Source organism: Enterobacter sp. EC_64, assembly GCF_019584165.1.
Lineage (GTDB): Bacteria > Pseudomonadota > Gammaproteobacteria > Enterobacterales > Enterobacteriaceae > Enterobacter > Enterobacter roggenkampii.
In genome coordinates, this window is record NZ_VDAS01000010.1 from 98,959 (window position 1) to 120,409 (window position 21,451).

The following is a 21,451-nucleotide window of genomic DNA, read 5'->3' on the forward strand; positions in this document are numbered from 1 at the left end:
GAATAGTGATTGACTTCACACAGAGAAAACCGGCGGTATGAATGGGCAAAAAAAAGCCCGCGATAGTCGCGGGCTTTCGTGCGTTCAGCAAAGCTTATTTGCTTTTCTTAATGTGCTTAATCAGACGCTTACGCTTGCGCATCTGGTTTGGCGTCAGGGTGTTGCGCTTGTTGGCGAACGGGTTTTCCCCTTCCTTGAACTGGATACGGATAGGCGTGCCCATCACGTCCAGCGATTTACGGAAGTAGTTCATCAGGTAGCGCTTGTAGGAATCCGGCAGGTCTTTCACCTGGTTGCCGTGAATCACCACGATTGGTGGGTTATAACCACCGGCGTGGGCGTATTTCAGCTTCACGCGACGGCCGCGCACCAGCGGCGGCTGATGGTCTTCCGCAGCCATATTCATGATACGGGTCAGCATGGCGGTGCTCTGACGACGGGTGGAGCTGTCGTACGCTTCGCGCACGGATTCGAACAGGTTACCCACGCCGCTGCCGTGCAGCGCAGAGATGAAGTGTACGCGAGCAAAGTCGATAAAGCCCAGACGGAAGTCGAGGGTCTCTTTCACCTGCTCACGCACTTCATTGCTCAGGCCATCCCATTTGTTGACCACGATAACCAGTGAGCGCCCACTATTGAGGATAAAGCCGAGCAGAGAGAGGTCCTGATCGGAGATCCCTTCGCGTGCGTCGATAACCAGCAGCACAACGTTGGCATCTTCAATCGCCTGCAGGGTTTTGATAACGGAGAATTTTTCCACCACATCGGTGATTTTCCCGCGCTTACGCACCCCGGCGGTGTCGATGAGGACATACTCACGCTCATCGCGCTGCATCGGGATGTAGATACTGTCGCGGGTGGTGCCCGGCATATCGTAAACGACCACGCGCTCTTCACCCAGAATACGGTTAGTAAGTGTAGACTTACCTACGTTTGGACGACCTACGATGGCCAGCTTGATCGGCAGATCCTGCGGGTTGAAGTCGTCTTCAGGCTCTTCTTCTTCGCCCGCTTCGCCGTCTTCAAACTGCGCCCAGTATTCCGCGTCTTCGTCCACCTCTTCCGGCGGGTTCACTTCGTCAACCCACGGCAGCAGAACGGTTTCCAGCAGGCTGGTGACGCCACGGCCATGCGATGCCGCGATAGGGTAGATCTCACCCAGACCCAGTGACCAGAAATCTGCGATGGCCTGATCGGCATCGATGCCGTCGGTTTTGTTCGCCACCAGGAAGGTTGGCTTTTCGCGTGAACGCAGGTGTTTAGCGATAGCGGAGTCCGCCGGCATCAGGCCAGCGCGCGCGTCCACCATGAACAGCACCACGTCCGCTTCTTCAATCGCCAGCAGCGACTGTTCCGCCATGCGGGTTTCCACGCCGTCTTCTGTGCCGTCAATACCACCGGTATCAATACAGATGAACTCGCGTCCTTCCACCTCTGCACGACCGTACTTACGGTCACGCGTCAGCCCCGGGAAATCCGCAACCAGCGCATCACGGGTGCGTGTTAAACGGTTAAAAAGAGTGGATTTTCCAACGTTAGGGCGCCCGACAAGCGCGACCACAGGTACCATGTTTGAAGCCTCATAAAATTCAAAATAACGTCGCTTTCGCGGCGTTTTTAAAAATGTCAAAACGGCTCCTGAGTGAACAGGAGCCGTTTAGTATACTACAACCGCCGGGTAATTAACGCGTGATCGCGTACAGCGTGCCGTCTTTTGCCTGAATCAGCAGTTTGCCGTCTGCCACGACCGGGTCGGTCAGGAAACCGGAGCTGTCGACTTTTTGCTGTGCAACAAACCGGCCATTATCCGGATCGATCCAGTGCATATACCCTTCGCTGTCGCCCACAACCAGGCTGCCGTTGTACAGCGCTGGCGCAGTCAGCAGACGGTGCAGCAGATCGCTTTGCGTCCACAGCGTCACGCCGCCTTCGGTGCTCAGGGCCAGCAGACGGTCGTTCTGGTCAACCATATAGATACGGTTACCTTCAACGATGAAATCATTCACCGAGCCCAGCTCACGTTTCCACATGATCTGGCCGCTGCGCAGATCCAGCGCGGTCAGGTTGCCGTTGTAGGCCAGCGCGTAAACCACACCGTTAACGATGACCGGCGTTGTGTCCACGTCGCTCAGACGGTCAATTTCCGTTGAGCCAGTGGCCTGAGAGATACGCTGCTGCCAGATCATCTGGCCCTGCTGCATCAGCACGGCGCTTACGCGACCGTTGTCGCCGCCGACAATGGCAGCACCAAATGCGGTAGCCGGGGCAGATTCGCCACGCAGAGAGAGCGCAGGCATATCCAGGTTAACGGTCCATTTCACCAGGCCGTCCGCTTCGTTCAGCGCCTGCAGCTGGCCGTTGCTGGTATGAATCAGCACCAGGCCATCGCTCACCACCGGACGAGAGAGGGATTCCCCCGCCACGGTCGTTTGCCAGGCAATGGAACCGTCGCTGCTGTTCAGGGCATAAACCTGCGCTTTTTCGCTGCCCACGTAGACGTGGCCACCGGTAACGGTCAGGCCGCCAGACAGCAGTGCAGGCTTACGGGAGAACCAGCCGTCTTTTTCCGCCAGGTTAACGGACCACACTTCTTTTCCGTCATCCGCGTTCACCGCTTTCACGGTACCTTTGCGATCGGCCGCATAGACAACGCTGTCTGCATACGCAGGATGAAGGTTGGAATAGAAATCACCAATCCCATTGCCCACGGAGACATCCCACGCGGTGGATGGGGTAAACTGGTTTTCAACCGTCGGCAGTGGGGACATTTTCACAACGTCTTCTTCGCCACTGAACAGTGAACAACCACTCAATAACGTAACAGAAAGCAGTCCTGGCAGAAGTAATTTACGCAATTGCATCGGGTCCCTCTCAGACGGACAAATTATTTATTTTCATCTGCATCATTTCGCTCAGCGCAGGTGAGGCATTGCTCTCTACGCCAGCTTGCCACGCTTTACGCGCGCCCGCTTTGTCACCTTTGCTCAGCAGTGCTTCACCGCGCAGATCGGCAACGATGGCAGCAAAACCTTCGCCTTTGATGGTATCGAGCGTTTTCAGCGCATCGTCAGCTTTCTTCTGCTGAACCTGAATACGTGCCAGGCGCAGATTGATCACCGCTTTCAGATTTTCATCACTGGCGGCAGCAAGGCCCTGAGACAGCTGAGCAACGGCTTTATCCAGTTCGTTCTTATCAACGTACTGCTGAGCCACTTCCAGCGCAGCCAGTGCACCGTAGGTGTTTTTGTTGTCAGCCGCAAATTTTTCTGCCGCCGTCAGCGTTTGCGGCTGATCAGCACGAATTGCGCTCACGGTATTTTCATAGGACAGGGACGCGCCGCGCGCGGAATCCGCCTGATGATTGTTCCAGTAACGCCAGCCTACCAGCGCACCGACACCTAAAATAACCCCAACAACCAGCGCTTTGCCGTTTTCAGCAAAGAAGCGTTTAATCGCGTCGACCTGATCGTGTTCGTTCTCGTAAATTTCCACGCAGTCCTTCTCCTTAGCCCAATAGAGTGCGCAAGTGCGCCGCAACGCCGTCCTGCGTTACTGTTGTCTGCTCACCAGAGCGCAGGTCTTTCACCACCACTTCGCCGTTAGCCACTTCGGACTCACCCAGCACCAGTGCGATACTTGCGCCCCACTTATCGGCACGAGCAAACTGTTTTTTGAAGTTGCCGCCGCCATGGTTGGTCATCAGCTTAACGCCCGGCAGCGCATCGCGCACGCGTTCGGCAAGCTGCATTGCCGCAGACTGCGTTTCCGCGCCTGAGGCCACCAGGTATATATCGACAACGGAATCTGCTTTAAATTCCGGATTAACTGCCTGAACCAGCAAAACAAGTCGCTCAAGACCCATCGCGAAGCCAACCGCAGGCGCAGCGCGACCGCCAAGTTGCTCAACCAGACCGTCGTAACGGCCGCCCGCGCACACGGTGCCCTGAGAGCCGAGGCTGTTGGTGACCCACTCAAACACGGTACGGTTGTAGTAGTCCAGACCGCGCACCAGACGCTGGTTTACGGTGTAGGCGATGCCCGCCGCTTCAAGCAGCTTGCACAGGCCCGCGAAGTGTTCGCGAGATTCTTCATCCAGGTAATCACCCAGCGCAGGCGCATCGTTCAGCAGTGCCTGAACATCGGCGTTTTTGGAATCCAGAACGCGCAGCGGGTTGCTGTACATGCGACGTTTGCAGTCTTCGTCCAGCTTCTCTTTATGCTGTTCCAGGAACGCCACCAGCGCATCGCGGTAGTTCGCACGCGCTTCCAGAGAACCGATAGAGTTCAGCTCGAGGGAAACGTGATCGGCGATACCGAGCGCACGCCACCAGCGGGCGGTCAGCATAATCAGTTCAGCGTCGATGTCCGGGCCCTGCAGGCCAAAGACTTCCACACCCAACTGATTAAACTGGCGATAACGCCCTTTCTGAGGACGTTCGTGGCGGAACATTGGGCCGATATACCACAGACGCTGCTCCTGATTGTACAGAAGACCATGTTCGATGCCGGCGCGTACGCAGCCCGCCGTCCCTTCCGGACGCAGGGTCAGGCTGTCGCCGTTGCGGTCCTCAAAGGTGTACATCTCTTTTTCAACCACGTCGGTCACTTCACCGATCGCGCGTTTGAATAACGGGGTCTGCTCTACAATCGGCAAACGAATTTCGCTGTAACCGTAGCTGCCGAGCACCTGCTTCAGCGTGCCTTCAATGCGCTGCCAGATGGCGGTTTCGCCAGGCAGATAATCGTTCATGCCGCGGATGGCTTGAATGTTTTTTGCCACGTTTATTCTCTTTCTATATACAAAAAAACCCAAAGAATGGGTTCAATCATACATGGGAAGCTCACGGCTTCCCATCACGTTATTTTTCAACCTGCTGAACGTTGATACGCTGTGTCTCGTCCATCATGGCGGCTTTGGCGCGGATGCGGGCTTCAAGCTGGTCGATCATGTCACTATTATCCAGACGATCTTTTCGAACGCCATCTTCATAGAGACCACTTTTCTTGTTACCGCCGGTCACGCCCAGGGTTGACACCAGGGCTTCACCCGGACCGTTCACCACGCAGCCGATGATGGAGACGTCCATCGGGGTGATAATGTCTTCAAGACGTTGCTCCAGGGCATTCACCGTACCGATCACATCGAACTCCTGACGTGAACAGGTTGGGCAGGCAATGAAGTTGATCCCACGCGCGCGAATACGCAGTGATTTCAGAATATCGAAGCCGACCTTGATCTCTTCGACAGGATCCGCCGCCAGCGAGACGCGCAGGGTGTCACCGATCCCTTCAGAGAGCAGCAGCCCCAGACCGATCGCGGATTTTACCGAGCCGCTACGCAGGCCGCCCGCTTCGGTGATCCCGAGGTGCAGAGGCTGATCGATCTGCTTTGCCAGCAGGCGATAAGATTCTACGGCCAGGAACACGTCGGACGCTTTTACGCTGACTTTGAACTGATCGAAGTTAAGGCGATCGAGATGATCGACGTGACGCATCGCGGATTCGAGCAGCGCCTGCGGCGTAGGCTCACCGTATTTTTCCTGCAGATCTTTTTCCAGGGAACCGGCGTTAACGCCGATACGGATAGGAATATTTTTATCGCGGGCGCAGTCCACGACCATGCGGATACGCTCTTCGTTACCGATGTTGCCCGGGTTAATACGCAGGCAATCGACGCCGTACTCGGCCACTTTCAGTGCGATGCGGTAGTCGAAGTGAATATCAGCCACCAGCGGAACGCTGACCTGCTGTTTGATCAGTTTGAACGCCTCAGCCGCATCCATGGTCGGGACGGAGACGCGAACAATATCCGCGCCGACACGTTCTAATGCTTTGATTTGATTGACCGTCGCTTCCACATCGGTGGTGCGCGTATTGGTCATCGACTGAACGGCGATAGGTGCCCCATCGCCGATTGGCACATTCCCAACGTAAATCCGTTTCGATTTTCTACGTTGAATCGGAGCCTGGTTATGCATGAAAAATCTCCCGCGTTGCCCGTCTGTTACTGTGCTGCTGATTGTTCGGCATTAACGGTAAGACGTGCAACCTGGTTAGTTCTGATAAAGCGGCTCAGGTCGACAGGTTTTCCTTGATACTGGATCTGTACCGCTGCCGGAGCGCCGATTTTAAGTTTATAAGGCGCCTGGCCCGTTAGGTTTAACGTGCCATCTTTGCGCTGCAGGCCGCTGAACAGTTTTTTACCTGTCGCGTCAGTCACTTCCAGCCAGCAGTCGGCACTGAAGTTCATTACCAGCGCGTTAGGGTCGGTTGCGGGTGTCGCCGTACCCGCCGGGCTGGTTGGCAGAGACGCTGCGGTATTGTCTGCAGGCTGAGTAGCCGCAGGCGCGTTCGCCGCAGTATCAACATTCGCCTGAGAAGGGGCAACCACCGCGTTTTGATCCTGAGCCTGAGGCGCAGCGGTATTAGCCGTTGCTGCCGGAGCCTGCGCAGCATTGGTCGCTGTCGCATCTGGCGCTGCGGTCTGTGGCTCGCTGGAAGTCGCTGCACCGTCGGTATTCAGCGGCACGCTCTGGGCGTTATCCGTTCCGGCCTGGTTGAGTTCGGCGGAGGATTGATCGGCCATGGTGGTGATCTCTTCCTGCTGCGCCTTGTGGTTTTGCCACCACCACGCACCGGTCAGACCGACCACCACAAACAGCACCAGCCAGGTAAAGCTCATCAGCCAGCCATCACGTTTTTTACGACGTTTCCCCAGGGAGAAGGTCTGCATCGGCGCAACTTTTGCTGCACGGACCGGCGCCTGCTTCTCCATCATTGGCAGTAATTCGTTTTCGGGGATGTGCACCAGTTTTGCGTAAGAGCGGATATAACCGCGCAAGAACGTTGAAGCCAGATCGGCGGGTGCCTTATCTTCTTCAATATCGCGAACCGTGGAAACCTTCAGGCACAAGCGTTCTGCGACGGCTTGCTGGCTGAGTCCGAGTTGTTCACGGGCGTTGCGAAGACGAACGCCAGTGGAGAGTGCTTCATGTTGGTCGTGAGTGGCTTCAGTATTCATTCGCTACAACTACTGGTACGTGAAAAAAAGGGTTCAGGCGCCGGTGAGTCACAATGCCACCCGCACCGCGAAACTTCTGGTCAGTTAACCTTGAACACAGAGTATAAGACTGTCAGCCCGGAGATGACAGTACAGCCCTGCCCGTACGGCTAAACTGTTGTTACGTCGTTACATACTGCCCGAAAGTCGGATGAAACGCACCGTAATTATTGTTCAGTCTTCACGAATCTGACTGATTATTCAGTAAGGTTATGTCTCACGGCGCAGATAATGCGCCGCGAGTGCATAATAATCAAACAGCTTTAACCGCGATCGTCTCGCCCTGCATGCGTTTACGCAGGGTGCGCTTGGTACGGTCAATGACATCACCAGCCAGCTGTCCACATGCGGCATCAATATCATCACCACGCGTTTTACGCACGATGGTGGTGAAACCATACTCCATCAGTACCTTGGAGAAACGGTCGATACGGCTGTTCGAGCTACGGCCATACGGCGCGCCCGGGAACGGGTTCCATGGGATCAGGTTGATTTTGCACGGCGTATCTTTCAGCAGTTCAGCCAGCTGATGCGCATGTTCGGTGCCATCGTTGACGTGGTCCAGCATCACGTACTCGATGGTCACGCGGCCCTGGTTGGCGTTGGATTTCTCCAGGTAGCGACGTACGGCGGCGAGGAAGGTTTCGATATTGTACTTTTTGTTGATCGGCACAATTTCGTCACGAATTTCATCGTTTGGTGCGTGCAGGGAGATCGCCAGCGCGACGTCAATCATGTCGCCGAGCTTGTCCAGCGCAGGCACAACGCCTGAGGTCGACAGCGTGACGCGACGCTTGGACAGGCCAAAGCCAAAGTCATCCAGCATGATTTCCATCGCCGGAACGACGTTGGTCAGGTTCAGCAGCGGTTCACCCATCCCCATCATCACCACGTTGGTGATAGGGCGCGTGCCGGTTACTTTTGCCGCGCCCACGATTTTCGCGGCACGCCAGACCTGGCCGATAATTTCTGAAACACGCAGGTTACGGTTAAAGCCTTGCTGCGCGGTTGAGCAGAATTTGCACTCCAGCGCACAGCCAACCTGGGAGGAGACGCACAGCGTCGCGCGGTCTTCTTCCGGAATGTAGACGGTTTCAACGCGCTGATCGCCGACCGCAATCGCCCATTTGATGGTGCCATCCGCGGAGCGCTGCTCTTCCACTACTTCCGGGGCGCGGATTTCAGCCACTTCTTTGAGCTTATTGCGCAGGACTTTGTTGATGTCAGTCATGTCATCAAAATTGTCGCTGCAGTAATGGTACATCCACTTCATGACCTGATCGGCACGAAACGGCTTTTCGCCCATCTCTTTGAAGAACTCGCGCATCTGCTGACGGTTCAGATCCAGCAGGTTGATTTTTCCATTTTTATTGGGAACCGCAGGAATGGCGACTTCGGAGGTATTCACTAATTCAGACATAATATTTACCGGCCTCGTTGTTACACGTTATGGCCCATGGAGGGTTGAATAGAAACGCCCCGGAAAGCGGTCTGCTCGTCCGGGGCGTTGCATTGTACAAAGTCTGGCGCAGGGATGCCACGTCTGGACGCGGCATTTACGAAAATAATGTGTAAACGAAACCGTTAAATTAACGGGTACGTGGACACACTTCGCCTTCTGCGAAGAAGAAAGCGATTTCGCGTGCAGCAGATTCAACAGAGTCAGAACCGTGGGTACCGTTCTCGGTGAAGCTGTCAGCGTAGTCAGCGCGCAGGGTACCTGCCAGCGCGTTGTCCGGGTTGGTTGCGCCCAGCAGGTCGCGGTGACGCTGTACGGCGTTTTCGCCTTCCAGTACGGATACCACGATTGGACCGGAGGTCATGAACTCCACCAGGCCGTCAAAGAATGGGCGACCTTCGTGCTCAGCGTAGAAGCCGCGAGCCTGCTCAACGGTCAGGTGCAGCATTTTGGTACCAACAATTTTGAACCCTGCAGATTCAAAGCGAGCGAAGATGCTGCCAATAACGTTTTTTGCCACCGCGTTTGGTTTGATGATGGAAAAAGTACGTTCAATAGCCATGATAACCTCTGTCAATGTTCTGTTGTTTTGCATACCTGAGTATGGTGTGGCGCGGATTATAATGAGCAATGGCGCCATTGCCTATGGATTCAGGTAACATTTTTTTAAAATAAGATGAGTTTTAGCAACAGCTCACATCAGAAAGCTGTTTTCAGGTCACTGAAGCGTAAAATTCACCGTCGCGACCTGCCCGGTCTCATCCATAACGAGTAACTGATAATCGCCCGACTTATCAAGCTGTAATGTGTAAACGCTTCCTTTCACATTCAGCGGTTCACCGTTCAAAAACCACCAGCGCTCACCGCTGTTGCCGGTCGCCTGAAGCGGCAGCGAAACGCGGGATTCCCCCGGCAGACGTTTAATAACGGCCCCTTCACGCACGCCGGTCAGAATGAGTGGCGCAGGTGCGTCCTGCAAGAGTGGAGGACAAATTCTTGATGAAGGCGGAATCCGTACCGCACGACGCTCGGTTGCAGGCAGCCACGGCTCCAGCGGCAGCGGCCATACATCCAGGACTTTTTCAGTAGCATCCGGGCAATCTGCGGCCACGCGTTTGCCGGTTTTATCTAGCCAGACCGGGAAACGGATCCCGCGTATGCCCTCCTGTTCGGGCAGGAGCAGCGTGGGCGGTTCACTCCCTTCCAGCAGCCAGGTCGACAGGCGACGTCGACAGTTTTCGCTGCCTTCCGGTAGCGACTGGCCGCCCGGCCAGCAGATCACGCCCCGCCCGACGCTTGCCGGACGCGGATCGCGCGGCAGACGGGCTTCGTCTACCGTTGAGCGCGACTGAAGCAGGTTATTGACCTGGTTTAACAGCGGAACCGCGCTGGCAAACCCAAACTGTCCCGCCACGGGCGTGCCGTCCGGTCGTCCGGTCCAGATGCCTATCACATAACGGGCATTCAGACCGATGGCCCAGGCATCACGGTAGCCGTAGCTGGTACCAGTTTTCCACGCCAGCGGCGCAACCTGCGGTAGCGCATTATCCGGCAGCGGCTGCGCTTCATTGGCCAGAATACGGCGAATAATCCACGCCGAGCCCGGTGATAACAGCGGACGTTCAGTTAGCGGATCGCCTGGCTGCAGGCGCAGCCTACCCGCCTTACCGTGTCGGGCAAAAGCACTGTAGGCAGCGGCGATATCTGCCAGCCGCGCGCCTGCCCCACCGAGGATCAGAGACAGATTCGGCTGCGCCCCCGCAGGCAGGATCAGCGGCAAGCCTGCGTTGCTCAGCATCCCGGCAAATCGTTTTGGTCCGTAGGCTTCCAGCACCTGAACGGCAGGCAGGTTGAGGGAGCGTACCAGCGCTTCACTCATGCTGACCGGTCCATGAAACCCGCTGTCAAAATTCCCGGGCCGATAGTCACCGGTTTTTCTGGGAACGTCCTGAAGCAGCGAGGCGGGATGGATCAGGCCATCATCCAGCGCCATGCCGTAGATAAAGGGTTTTAACACCGATCCCGGCGATCGGATCGCATTGACCATATCCACATGGCTAAAACGCGTGTCATCGTTGATATCCACCGATCCCACCCAGCCGCGCACTTTCATATCGGTATGATCGACCACGATCATCGCCAGCGAGCTGCGCGCCGGCAGGCGGGATTTCCAGTTCATCGCCAGCTCTTCCAGCTGCCGCTGCAGTCCGGCATCCAGCGTGGTGACAATTTTCGTGTCGCGACTTTTGCCGAGCATCATCCGTGCAAAGAGCGGCGCCAGCTGCGGCATCTGCCGGGGCGCCAGCCATACCGATTCTTCACGGGACTCTTTGACCTGCTTTGCGGACCAGACGCCCTGCGTCGCCATGCGGTCGAGCACTTTATTGCGCGCCGCTTCGGCCCGTTCAGGCCAGCGATCCGGGCGTAAACGACTCGGTGCCTGCGGCAGCACCGCCAGCAGCGCCGCGTCGGAATAGCTGAGCTGCGACGGCGGCTTGCCCAGATACGTCCAGCTTGCCGCTCCCACGCCCTGCAGCGTACCGCCAAACGGCGCGCGGTTGAGATAGAGCGTGAGGATTTCGCGTTTGGAAAGATGCCACTCCAGCTGCATCGCCCGCCAGAGCTGGCGAATTTTACCGCCGAAGGTGCGCGGATGCGGGTCCAGCAGTCGCGCGACCTGCATGGTGAGCGTGCTTCCGCCAGAGATGACTTTCCCGGAACTGAGATCCTGCCAGGCAGCGCGCAGGACAGAAAGCGGGTTTACGCCGGGGTGATCCCAGAACCAGCGATCTTCGTACTGGATCAGCGCCTCAAGATAACGGGGAGAGACCTCTTCGATCGTCACCGGATAGCGCCAGATCCCGTCGCTATCGGCAAAACGCCAGAGCGGCGTGCCCTTCTCATCCACCACCACCCGGGCAGGGTTAACCTCTTTCAGCGGCAACGGCCACAGGCGGTCGGCGGCGACAATCAGCCCCCATAAAACGAGAAGCGCTCCCGCCAGCCACAGCCAGCGGGAGCGTGTCAAACGTGCCATTCGCATATTACGGAACAACAATCAGCGGGCCACTGGCCGCACCCGTTGCCCGCCACTGCGGCACATACATAGACTCGACCATCGGAACCGGCACCTGGTAGGTTCCCGGCGTCACGGCGCGCGCCAGATAAACCAGCGTAACCGGCTGACCTTCATTTACCGGCACGGCGGCCACAAAGCGGTCGTCGCGGAATTCCATATGCTGAATGTCCGCCTGCTGCATCTGGCTGAGCAGGTTCTGCACTTCGCTACCGCTGTCCTGCAGGCTGGCGCTGCTGCTTGCCAGGTTCTGGTTTTCCAGCTCCAGACCCGCAGGGAGGAGATCAACCACCAGCGCGTCCGGGACGTTCTGGCTGGCTTTGACTTCCAGCCATACCAGCACCAGCTCGCCGCTCTTCAGCGAAGAGAGCGATTTCGTGCTGCCGTCCGTAGCCAGAATATGGCGTTCAACCTGCAGCACGTTCGAGCTCGGCTGAGGAGCATAGTCAGGATAACCGGTGCTATCAAGGCGTACCCACAGCGGTGAAGTGCCGGTATTGGTCACCTGCAGCGCGCCAAGCTGGTCGCCGCTCACGTTTTGTACCTGCGCTATATCGCCACCTGATGCGGAATCTGACAGGGAGGTTTTCGCCTGCCACGCACCCGACAAGGTTTGCAGCGAACGACCGGCCAGGAACAGCGCATTGCTCTCCTGAGTGGACAACCAGCGCTGGCTGAAGGCCTGCTCAGACAGGGCATTCAGCAGCGTATTTTGCGCATCCGGCAGCAGCTTGTACTCCTCCAGAAGAGAGAGCATCAGCGCGTTATCGCGAAGCTGGCTGCCGTAATCGGCCATCCAGGTTTTGCTGTCGTTGCGCGGCGTTTTGAGCGCCAGATCCAGCGCCTGCTGGCTGCGCGGGGCATCGCCCATCAGCTTGAGCGCCATGCCCAGCTGCATCAGCGGCAGGCCGGACGCCGCCTGAGCGTGACGATCCCAGATTTCACGCAGCGCGCCCAACGGCGCTTTTTGCTGACGTGCCAGCACCAGCGCGGCATAGGCCTGCACGGCGAACTTGCTGGCCTGCGTATCGTCGCTGTAGCGAATAGACATCATGCCCGGGTCCTGCAGGTAGCGCAGCAACCGGCTATTGGCATTATTCACCGCATCGGCAGGCACGCTGTAGCCCTGCTCGCCCGCACGGACCAGGAAGTCGGTCACGTAGGCCGTCAGCCAGTACTCTTCCGGACCGTTTTTATCCCACAGCGCGAACCCGCCGTCTTCACGCTGCATCTGCAGCAGACGGGAAATACCGATATCAATGGCGGCACGGCGTTTATCGTCCGTATCACCTTTGATGCCAAGCGCCGTAAGCTGCGCCGCGTTGGTGTAGAGCGACGGGAACAGACCGCTGGTGGTCTGCTCCAGACAGCCATACGGATAGGCCTGCAGTTCGCGAATATAGCGCGCCAGGTTGAGCGGTGGTTTGCCGCTCAGCAGCAGTTGCCCCTGCAGGGTGGCAGGAGAGAAACCGTTGCTGTGCTGCGCCGGTGCAGTCCAGGATTCGCCAGGGTTCAGCATGGCACCGGTATTGACCGTCTGCGCCGGGAACGCCGGACGCACGCCGATTTTCCAGCTCTTCTGCTGCGGGGCGAAGGTCTCGCCCGGAAGCTGCAGGCCGGTCACCTGCGCGGTCACTTCACCGTCACCATAACCGTCCAGCGCGCGTACCGGAATAAACAGCGTGCTGCGCGCCCCCGGTGGCAGCTGAACCGGCTGAGGCTGCGAGCCTTCCAGCGCCAGTTTGCCTGTCGCGTTCAGGGCGATATTCAGCGTTTGCGGCTGGTCGGTCAGGTTAGTGATATCCAGCGTCAGCCGCGAGGTATCTCCGCTTGCCAGGAAGCGCGGGGTATTCAGCTCGGTAATGACCGGCGCGGCCACAATAATCTTGCTTTCGCTGCTGCCGAAATCCTCTTCCGTCCAGGCCTGCGCCATCAGACGCAGCTCACCGTTGAAGTCTCCAATCGGCAATGTAATTGTGCCTTCCCCGTTGGCATCCAGCGTGACCGGCTGTGCCTGCTGGGCAATGATGGTAACGTGGTTCACCGGCGGTTTGCCGCCGCGCTTCAGTTCATCCCCATCGCCACCAAAGCGCAGCGCGGCCAGACGGCCCTGCCCTTCAATGACCTGGCCGTAAATATCGTAGATATCCGCGCCGTAACGCTTCTGACCAAAGAAAGCCTGCCACGGATCCGGCGTGACGTAATCGGTAATATTCAGCACGCCGCTGTCCACCGCCGATACCAGGACGTTCACCTTCTGCGGCACGGCCCCCTCTTTCACGCTGGCTTTCACCTTCACCGAGAGCGTCTGGTTTGGACGCATTTTCTGCGGGTTATCGAGCGCAATATTCAGGCGGCGATTTTCGTCACCCATCGGCAGATGCAGCAGGCCGACCGCGCGTTTCGGCGTGGCGGATTTGGATTTATCTCCGGGACGTACCACCAGCGTACTCAGGTAGAGGTCGTGACGCTTCCAGGCCTTGTCGACCGGGATAGCGAGATCCAGTCCGTTTGCCGGTACGTCGATCTCTTTCCACCACAGCGGCCCTTCGCTGGACTCGATCATCGCATAGCCCTTGCCTGCGGCTGGCGCGGCAATGTGCAGGTTGATGGTGTCGCCTGGCTGATAGGCTGGCTTATCCAGTTTCAAGGTCACACGGTCAGGGCGTGCCGCGCCGGTGCCGTCGCTGTTATCCTGCCAGCTGTACCCCGCCCAGAAGCGCACGCTGCTGACCATCTCATCAGGCGCTTTCACCTCCAGACGATAAGAGCCCCATTCCACCGGGAAGGTGACTTTACCCGTTTCATCGGCCTTAAGCGTCAGCTCCTGCTCACCTTCGACCAGATCTTTCTGATCGAACTGAGACTGCCAGCCTTCGCTCTCAGACCAGTTCCAGAAGTAGTCCCGACGCTCGCGAATCAGACGAACCTGTAACCCGGAAACGGCCTTTTTCGCGCCGCTGGCATCGGCATACACGATGTCGAAACTGGCGTTGCCGTTCTCATCAACAATCGGCTGGTTGACGGTCGTATCGGTGCGGTAGTCGTAAACCGCCTTGCTGGCGAACTGAGGGCGAATACCCGGCAGCTCAGCCGCCGGCCAGATAGCCTGCTCAGCGCGACGCGTCACCGGACGACCACCTGATTCCAGCAGGCTGGCCTGCAGGATCAGCTGCAGCGGAGAGTGCACGTCTTTCCACTGGCTTTCGGTAGAAACCTGCCCACGCCCCTGCTCGTCCAGCGTAAGCTGAACTTCATCCAGGCTGCGGCTCAGGTTCTCTTCGGCGATATCACCAAACTGGAAGCCCGGCAGCGCGGCCACCGCGTCACGCAGCGGACGCAGGAAGAGCTGGCCCTGCAGAGAGTTACCGTTGGCCGGTGCGCCATACAGGTAATAGCCGACCACGTTAAAGTCGACGTTATCCTGCGGTGAAACCGGCGTTTTTTGTCCGCTCAGGTTGAGCGCCATACGCTCTGGCATGAAGTCTTCAACGTGGAAGTCCCACAGACGCTGCAGGTTATCGCCCGTGTTGGCGCGGATATGCCACATGCCGGTCTGCGCCCCGCTGTCCAGCGGATAGTTGAAGCGATAGAGTCCGTTCTCCGGCTTGACGACGATCGTACGCGCGACCTGTCCATCCGGACGCAGCACGTCAAGCTTCACGGGCTGATCGGGAAGTGGCTTACCGTCACTGTCGCGCAGCAGGCCGTTGAGGATCACCGTTTCGCCCGGGCGGTAGAGATCGCGTGGGCCAAACATAAAGAACTGCTTGCTGTAGCCCGGACTCCCTGCGATATCAAACTCCGCCAGATCAAGAGCCGGCAGCTTGAGGTCAAGCAGCGTGGTCTGGCCGTCTTTACTGGCCAGGATCAGCGCGGCCTCTTTGTCGGTCTCAAGCTTTGCGTGGCCATCGCTGTCGCTTTTCGCTTCGGCAAGCGTCTGCCCTTTATCATTCAGCAGGGTGACGGTGACGCCGGACTGCGCCGCACCGTTCTCCAGACTCTGGGTGAAGATGTCCAGGCGGTTATGATAACGGTGAGCGGACAGGCCAATATCGCTTAAGGTAAAGAGCGTTGCGGCGTTGCTGTAGTTATAGTGCCCGGCCTGGTTCATGACCGCGATGTAAACCCCAGACTGCTGGAGCGGTTTAATATCCTTCAGGGGCAACAGCAATTTTTCGCGCGTGTTGCGCGCCGGATTAAGATCGAAGCGACCGGTGTAAACCAGCTCCGCCATCTTTAGCAGGTTGTCGGATTCCCAGTTGGTGAGGGAGTTGCGGTATTCCCACTGGCTGACAAAAGAGGCCAGCGATTCCGGCTTCACGCGGTAGAAGTTCACGTCAACATTGTTGACGTTAAGCGCCATCACCGGCAACCCTTCCACCACCTTGCCCGGCAGCAGCGAGCCGCGGCTGGCAAACCCGACGGTAGGCTCGACGTCCCGGGTGGTGAGGGCTTTTTCATAATCAATGCCGAACGTCGCCTTATTCAGCGCCTGCAGGCCCCGTTCAACGGTGACGACCAGGTTGCGGTTGGGCTCCAGATGACGCAGGCGAAGCTCTTTCAGGTTAGGCGCAAGTTCCCACGCCCCGTCAACTTTGCCGCTTTTTTTGTCCACGACATGCACGGTTTTCGCGAAATCCTGATCGGGATTCAGCGGAACCGAGAATGTCACCACCAGCGTGGCGGCACCGTCGAGCTGAACTTCAGAGGCATCCAGCAGGGTCAGCGCTTTTCCCTGACTCTGGGCGGCTAGCTTAGCCAGCGTTTCAGCATTTGGCTTTTCCGCGGCTTTTGGTGTGGATGCAGTGGATGCCGCGGGAGCCGCAGCCTGAGGTTTATCGTCGCTGTTATCACAGCCGACAAGCGTAAACGTGGTAAGCAGCGCAAGAGAGAGCGCGGCTAAGCGAAACGGTTTCATCCTTTGTCCCTGGCCCAGAGGGGGCCTGTTGGTCGTCGTCCGGATAAGTATTATCCGCAAGTTTCATTAATTCAAAAAGTCCAATTTTAGAATCTGGAAAGCGCCTCGCAGAATGGCATCACGCCGCTACGCCGTGATGGAACCGCGATCACAGCGCATAACGTCACATGTTACCTTTCACGTCATTTGTTTTTAAAACAAGAAGATAGCTGGATAAACACATCTGAAGACTGCTAGTTTTATGACCATGACGCACCCCGAGTGCGCGGTTCAAAAAGAGAGAAAGCCATGAAACGAGCCGTGAACGCCCTACAAAATTTCGGAAAATCATTGTACGGACCGGTGCTTATCTTACCGATCGTCGGTCTGTTTATCGCCTTTGGTAACGTGCTGGGTAACGGTAATCTCGCCGAGTACCTGCCGTTTCTCAGTCATCCGCTGATTCAGCATCTTGGTCAGTTGATCGCAAAATCTGCCGTGTCGGTGCTGGTTAACCTGGCGCTGGTGTTTGCCGTCGGTATTCCGATTGGCCTGGCGACGCGCGATAAAGGCTATGCCGCGCTGATTGGCCTGGTCACCTTTGTCGTATTCATCAACGCCATGAACGTCACGCTGCAGCTGCAGGGCGCGCTGGCGCCAGCGGCGCAGATGAAAGCGGCCGGACAGACGATGGTACTGGGCGTGCATGTGCTGGAGATGGGGGTCTTTGCCGGGATACTGACCGGAGCGCTTTCCGGCTATCTGTACAACAAATACTCCGGCGTACAGTTTAACGGCGCGATGGCGATTTACTCCGGCCACTGTTTTGTCGCCATCGTCATGCTCCCCGTCTCCATGCTGCTCGGCGTGGTGATGAGCGAACTGTGGCCCTTTGCCCAGCACGGCATCAGCGCCCTGGCGCTGGCCATCAAAGGCTCCGGGCCGTTTGGCGTGGCCATCTACGGTTTCCTGGAACGCATTCTGGTCCCCACCGGCCTGCACCATCTGGTTTATACGCCGTTCCTCTATACCGAGCTGGGCGGCACGCAGGAGGTATGCGGCGCAACCTATCAGGGCGCGCGCAATATCTACTTTGCCGAGATGGCCTGCCCGGACGTGAAGCAACTCAGCAGCACCGTGGTGTGGGACGCACGCGGCATCAGCAAAATGTTTGGCCTGCCCGCCGCGGCGCTGGCGATGTATATGACCGCCAGGCCAGAGCGTAAAGCGGCGGCGAAAGCGATTCTGATCCCGGCGGCGCTGACCTCGCTGCTGGTCGGCGTCACCGAGCCGATTGAATTCTCCTTCCTGTTCGTCGCCCCGCTGCTGTTCGTGGTGCACGCGGTGCTGACCGGCATCGGCATGATGCTGTTCTCCCTGCTGGGCGTTCACGCCATCGGCGCCAACGGGATTATCGACTTCATCCTCTACAACCTGCCGCTCGGCACGACCAAGTCCAACTGGCCGATGTACACCCTGGTCGGGCTGATCATGTTCGCCCTCTACTTCGTGGTGTTCCGCTTCCTGATCCTGCGCTTCAACATGAAAACGCCGGGCCGTGAAGATGAGGACCAGGAGACGCGCCTCTACAGCAAGCAGGAGTACCAGGCGAAGGGCAATAACGACGGGCTGGGCGAGTCCATCGTGGTGGGGCTGGGCGGCCGGGAAAATATTGAAGTGGTGGACAACTGCTACACCCGCTTACGCGTCACGGTAAAGGACGTCGCCATTATCGACGAGCCGCGTCTGAAGGCGACCGGCGCGAAAGGGATTATCAAACAAGGTAACAACGTTCAGGTGGTCTATGGGCTGCATGTCAAAAAAATGCGAGAAGCCGTTGAGACGTTTCTCTGAAAGGAGCTAAAGATGTTTACACCCCCATTCATTCTGTCGATTGCCGGCGGCGGCAGCACCTACACGCCGGGCATTGTGAAAAGCCTGATGGTGCGCCTGCAGGATTTCCCGCTGGCCGAAATTCGCCTGTACGATATCGACGAGGCGCGTCAGAACACCATTGCGCCGGTCGTCGAGAAGGTCATTCGCGACCACAGTCAGCACATCAAATTTACCGTCACCAGCGACCCGGAAGTGGCCTTCAGCGGCGCGCATTTTGTCTTCGCCCAGATGCGCGTCGGCCAGTACAAAATGCGCGAGCAGGATGAGAAGATCCCGCTGCGTCACGGCGTGGTGGGCCAGGAAACGTGCGGCCCCGGCGGGCTGGCCTACGGCCTGCGCACGATCCTGCCGATGGTGGAGCTTATCGATCTGGTCGATCGCTACGCGCATGAAAAAGCCTGGATCGTGAACTACTCCAACCCGGCGGCGATCGTCGCGGAGGGCGTGCGCCGTCTGCGGCCAAATGCGCGGGTGCTGAACATCTGCGATATGCCGGTGGCCGCTATGCGCAATATGGGGGCGATTCTGGGTGTCGATCGCCGCAAGCTGGAAGTGGACTACTTCGGTCTGAACCACTTCGGCTGGTTTACCCGCGTGCTGGTGGACGGCGAAGACAAGCTCCCGGCGCTGCGTAAGCATATCGCGAAGTTTGGCCTGCTGACGGAAGATGCGGCTAAAACCGATCCGCAGCATTCCGACCCCTCCTGGGTGAAAACCTGGCGCAACATCAAGCCGATCATGGACAATTTCCCCGAGTATCTGCCGAACCCGTATCTGCAGTATTACCTGATGCCGAACCAGATTGTGGCGCACCAGAACCCGGACTATACCCGCGCTAATGAAGTGATGGACGGGCGCGAGAAAAAGCTGTTCGCCGCCGCCGAAGAATATCAACGCACCGGAATTTTACCGGATGCCTTCCACGTGGGCGTCCACGGCGAGTTTATCGTCGATGTGGCCTGCTCGCTGGCCTTTAACCTGCGAAGCCGCCATCTGGTGATGGTGGAAAACCGCGGGGCGATTACCAACCTGCCGTACGATGCGGTGGTAGAAGTTCCCGCTTATATCACCTCCGAGGGCCCAGAACCGATCCGTATTGGTCAGGTGCCGCTGTTCCATCAGACGCTTTTGCAACAGCAGCTCGCATCTGAACAGCTGCTGGTGGAGGCGACTATCGAAGGCAGCTATGAGAAAGCCTTGCAGGCGTTTACCCTCAACCGCACCGTGCCGACCATGGAACATGCAAAAGCCATTCTGGATGAGATGATTGAGGCCAACCGTGACTACTGGCCAGCGCTGCAAAAAGCCTGGCAGGACGGCGAACCGGTGAAAAAATAGGGGCTTGCTCGCGAGTTGAACGTGGTTTGCTTGTCGGTGTCAGAAAAAACACCGACAATCCTTTTTTACGGAAAAGAATGGAGGCAACCCATGTCCACCTCATATTTTGTCGCTGCCGACTGGCTGATTGAGCACGGCGACGATCCGGAAGTTCAGATTATCGACGCGCGTATGGCCCCTCCGGGACAAGAGCATCGTGACGTGCCCGGTGAATACCGTGCCGGGCATCTGCCGGGTGCGGTATTTTTTGATATTGAAGCCCTCTCCGATCACACCTCTCCCCTGCCGCACATGCTGCCGCGCCCGGAAGCGTTTTCCGTGGCGATGCGCGAGCTGGGCATCAGCAAAGACAAACACCTCGTTGTCTATGATGAAGGTAACCTCTTCTCCGCGCCGCGTGCGTGGTGGATGCTGAAAAACTTCGGCGTGGAAAAAGTCTCGATTCTTGCCGGTGGGCTGGCGGGGTGGAAGCGCGACGAGCTGCCGCTTCAGCAGGGTGACGTCACGCTGCCGGAAGGTGAATTCGACGCGACCTTTGACACCCACGTGGTAAAACGCCTGACCGACGTGCTGGTCGTGAGCCATGAAAAAACGGCGCAAATCGTCGATGCCCGCCCTGCTCCTCGCTTCAATGCCGAAGCGGATGAACCGCGTCCGGGGCTGAAGCGCGGACATATTCCGGGCGCGCTGAACGTGCCGTGGGGCGACCTGGTGTTTGAGGGCGAGCTGAAAACTACCGACGAACTGCGCGCCATTTTTGACCGGGCAGGGGTTGATTTACATCGTCCAGTGATTGCCAGCTGCGGTTCCGGCGTAACGGCCTGCGTGGTCATTCTGGCGCTCGCCACGCTCGGCGTAAGCGACGTCACGCTCTACGACGGCGCCTGGAGCGAATGGGGTGCGCGAGACGATCTGCCTGTCGAACCCGCGAAATAATGGATAACCGCCTGGCCACGCTGTTAACGCGCGGAGCGTCATTGACCCGCGCGGAGTATCGCGTCCTCGCCCACCTCACGGAGCATCCTCTGCTGGTGGGCAATATTACGGTTCGCGAGCTGGCACAGGCGACGTTCGTTTCTACCGCCACCATCATGCGGCTGTGCCAGAAGCTGGGGTTCAGCGGCTTTAGCGAATTCATCTGGCACTGCAAGCAGCTGCTCTCCGACACGCCGCATATTGCCGCTCAGGCGCAGTCGCGCCCTGAACTCCCGGTGCTGTTTAACCAGTTTATCGCCAACTATCAGCACACCTTTCAGTGGGTTACCCAAGACAAACGCCAGCAGTTTTCCGACCTGCTGCGCCAGAAAGAGAGCTTCTTTCTCTACGGGGCCGGGTTTTCTTATCTGTTTGCGGAGTACCTGACCAAGAAGCTACAGGTAATGGGCAAAACGGCGTTTATCTCCGGACCGGGCGACAGCCGGAACATTTTTCTCAGCAATGCCGCCCGCTATCAGGTGTTTATTGCCGTCTCGCGCAGCGGCGAAACGGAGCAGGTGCTGGATAAAGCGCGGATAGCCAAAAACATCGGCATGACCATCGTCGCGTTTACCCGCGCCTCGGCCAACACGCTGGCGGAGATGGCCGACGTTCACTTTGCGCTCTATGACGAAGCGGTGCACTACGCCGCCGAAGCCGCAGGGGTGACGTCGTTTGAGTCGAATCTGGTGCTGCTGATGGATTTACTGCTGCTGGAAGCAACGGGGTGACATTCACCCCGCAGAA

Annotated in this window: 14 protein-coding genes; 4 read left to right on the forward strand and 10 right to left on the reverse strand. The window is 57.8% G+C overall.

The genetic code is table 11. The annotated features are described in order from the left end of the window. Window positions 1-94: 94 nt before the first annotated feature. The 10 genes from der to FHC52_RS10435 all read right to left on the reverse strand — a co-directional run bounded on the left by der (window position 95) and on the right by FHC52_RS10435 (window position 16,516). A complete protein-coding gene (gene der, locus FHC52_RS10390) occupies window positions 95-1,570 on the reverse strand; it encodes a ribosome biogenesis GTPase Der (RefSeq protein WP_008502134.1) in 1,476 nt (491 codons plus the stop codon). A 112-nt stretch (window positions 1,571-1,682) separates the two neighbouring features. Next, window positions 1,683-2,861: an outer membrane protein assembly factor BamB gene (gene bamB, locus FHC52_RS10395; RefSeq protein ID WP_126289493.1), complete on the reverse strand. Its 1,179-nt coding sequence runs from the start codon at window positions 2,859-2,861 to the stop codon at window positions 1,683-1,685. A gap of 10 nt (window positions 2,862-2,871) precedes the next feature. Then, window positions 2,872-3,492 carry a YfgM family protein gene (locus tag FHC52_RS10400; protein ID WP_008502136.1) on the reverse strand — a complete coding sequence of 207 codons (621 nt, stop codon included), beginning with the start codon at window positions 3,490-3,492 and terminating at the stop codon, window positions 2,872-2,874. A gap of 13 nt (window positions 3,493-3,505) precedes the next feature. Then, window positions 3,506-4,780: a histidine--tRNA ligase gene (hisS, locus tag FHC52_RS10405; RefSeq protein WP_126289491.1), complete on the reverse strand. Its 1,275-nt coding sequence runs from the start codon at window positions 4,778-4,780 to the stop codon at window positions 3,506-3,508. A 79-nt stretch (window positions 4,781-4,859) separates the two neighbouring features. Further along, window positions 4,860-5,978: a flavodoxin-dependent (E)-4-hydroxy-3-methylbut-2-enyl-diphosphate synthase gene (gene ispG / locus FHC52_RS10410; protein ID WP_008502138.1), complete on the reverse strand. Its 1,119-nt coding sequence runs from the start codon at window positions 5,976-5,978 to the stop codon at window positions 4,860-4,862. Between the two features lie 26 nt (window positions 5,979-6,004). Further along, window positions 6,005-7,021 carry a cytoskeleton protein RodZ gene (gene rodZ / locus FHC52_RS10415; RefSeq protein ID WP_126289489.1) on the reverse strand — a complete coding sequence of 339 codons (1,017 nt, stop codon included), beginning with the start codon at window positions 7,019-7,021 and terminating at the stop codon, window positions 6,005-6,007. Between the two features lie 292 nt (window positions 7,022-7,313). After that, window positions 7,314-8,480: a bifunctional tRNA (adenosine(37)-C2)-methyltransferase TrmG/ribosomal RNA large subunit methyltransferase RlmN gene (locus tag FHC52_RS10420; protein ID WP_014171168.1), complete on the reverse strand. Its 1,167-nt coding sequence runs from the start codon at window positions 8,478-8,480 to the stop codon at window positions 7,314-7,316. A gap of 169 nt (window positions 8,481-8,649) precedes the next feature. Then, a complete protein-coding gene (ndk, locus tag FHC52_RS10425) occupies window positions 8,650-9,081 on the reverse strand; it encodes a nucleoside-diphosphate kinase (RefSeq protein ID WP_003860625.1) in 432 nt (143 codons plus the stop codon). A gap of 156 nt (window positions 9,082-9,237) precedes the next feature. Continuing rightward, complete coding sequence (gene pbpC / locus FHC52_RS10430) at window positions 9,238-11,562, reverse strand: peptidoglycan glycosyltransferase PbpC (protein WP_128301500.1); 2,325 nt, start codon at window positions 11,560-11,562, stop codon at window positions 9,238-9,240. 1 nt (window position 11,563) lies between these two features. Continuing rightward, entirely contained in the window at window positions 11,564-16,516 is a 4,953-nt protein-coding gene (locus tag FHC52_RS10435; RefSeq protein WP_220420065.1) for an alpha-2-macroglobulin, read from the reverse strand. 288 nt (window positions 16,517-16,804) lie between these two features. Here FHC52_RS10435 and FHC52_RS10440 point away from each other — a divergent pair, with 288 nt between their 5' ends. The 4 genes from FHC52_RS10440 (at window position 16,805) to FHC52_RS10455 (ending at window position 21,435) form a co-directional block, all read left to right on the forward strand. Next, a complete protein-coding gene (locus tag FHC52_RS10440; RefSeq protein ID WP_126289483.1) occupies window positions 16,805-18,349 on the forward strand; it encodes a PTS transporter subunit EIIC in 1,545 nt (514 codons plus the stop codon). A gap of 12 nt (window positions 18,350-18,361) precedes the next feature. Next, window positions 18,362-19,729, forward strand: coding sequence for a 6-phospho-alpha-glucosidase (locus tag FHC52_RS10445; RefSeq protein ID WP_045908553.1), 1,368 nt, complete (start codon window positions 18,362-18,364; stop codon window positions 19,727-19,729). Between the two features lie 90 nt (window positions 19,730-19,819). After that, on the forward strand, window positions 19,820-20,665 hold the full coding sequence (sseA, locus tag FHC52_RS10450; protein WP_032675337.1) for a 3-mercaptopyruvate sulfurtransferase: 846 nt from the start codon (window positions 19,820-19,822) through the stop codon (window positions 20,663-20,665). Continuing rightward, the gene (locus FHC52_RS10455) at window positions 20,665-21,435 is read left to right on the forward strand and encodes a MurR/RpiR family transcriptional regulator (protein WP_220420066.1); all 771 of its coding nucleotides are present in this window, start codon (window positions 20,665-20,667) and stop codon (window positions 21,433-21,435) included. The genes sseA and FHC52_RS10455 overlap by 1 nt, the downstream gene beginning before the upstream one ends. The last annotated feature ends 16 nt before the right edge of the window (window positions 21,436-21,451 follow it).

Excerpts from the sequence above, each read along its gene's own strand:
- der (WP_008502134.1), bottom strand. The coding sequence starts at position 1,570 with ATGGTACCTGTGGTCGCGCTTGTCGGGCGCCCTAACGTTGGAAAATCC.
- bamB (WP_126289493.1), bottom strand. The coding sequence starts at position 2,861 with ATGCAATTGCGTAAATTACTTCTGCCAGGACTGCTTTCTGTTACGTTA.
- ispG (WP_008502138.1), bottom strand. The coding sequence starts at position 5,978 with ATGCATAACCAGGCTCCGATTCAACGTAGAAAATCGAAACGGATTTAC.
- rodZ (WP_126289489.1), bottom strand. The coding sequence starts at position 7,021 with ATGAATACTGAAGCCACTCACGACCAACATGAAGCACTCTCCACTGGC.
- FHC52_RS10420 (WP_014171168.1), bottom strand. The coding sequence starts at position 8,480 with ATGTCTGAATTAGTGAATACCTCCGAAGTCGCCATTCCTGCGGTTCCC.
- ndk (WP_003860625.1), bottom strand. The coding sequence starts at position 9,081 with ATGGCTATTGAACGTACTTTTTCCATCATCAAACCAAACGCGGTGGCA.
- pbpC (WP_128301500.1), bottom strand. The coding sequence starts at position 11,562 with ATGCGAATGGCACGTTTGACACGCTCCCGCTGGCTGTGGCTGGCGGGA.
- FHC52_RS10435 (WP_220420065.1), bottom strand. The coding sequence starts at position 16,516 with ATGAAACCGTTTCGCTTAGCCGCGCTCTCTCTTGCGCTGCTTACCACG.
- FHC52_RS10440 (WP_126289483.1), top strand. The coding sequence starts at position 16,805 with ATGAAACGAGCCGTGAACGCCCTACAAAATTTCGGAAAATCATTGTAC.
- FHC52_RS10445 (WP_045908553.1), top strand. The coding sequence starts at position 18,362 with ATGTTTACACCCCCATTCATTCTGTCGATTGCCGGCGGCGGCAGCACC.
- sseA (WP_032675337.1), top strand. The coding sequence starts at position 19,820 with ATGTCCACCTCATATTTTGTCGCTGCCGACTGGCTGATTGAGCACGGC.
- FHC52_RS10455 (WP_220420066.1), top strand. The coding sequence starts at position 20,665 with ATGGATAACCGCCTGGCCACGCTGTTAACGCGCGGAGCGTCATTGACC.